At 73.4% G+C, this 229-nt stretch carries 1 protein-coding gene; it reads left to right on the forward strand.

Annotated features, from left to right (window positions below; genetic code table 11):
• Nucleotides 1-43 precede the first annotated feature (43 nt).
• A partial coding sequence (locus ACQG3P_RS25710) for a hypothetical protein (protein ID WP_426806624.1) occupies nt 44-229 on the forward strand: 186 nt, incomplete at its 3' end.

The following is a 229-nucleotide window of genomic DNA, read 5'->3' on the forward strand; positions in this document are numbered from 1 at the left end:
ACTTGTTCGCGACCGCGCCGCCCCGCAGACCCGGCAGGCCCTCATGGGGCACCCCGCCCTCGATGGGAGGGAAACCCTCGGCGACACCCAGGGGGGTGACCTGGCCCTGGCGCGCACCGCCGGCGGGGCGGCCAGCCGTGCGGACTACAGCGGCACGCTGGACGGCGCTGACCTGATCTCCCCGGGCTATGTCCTGATGCACCTCACGGAAGCAGCGCGCATGGATGGG

The sequence above is a fragment of the Stenotrophomonas sp. SrG genome, from assembly GCF_050031795.1.
Classification (GTDB): Bacteria; Pseudomonadota; Gammaproteobacteria; order Xanthomonadales; family Xanthomonadaceae; genus Stenotrophomonas; species Stenotrophomonas rhizophila_A.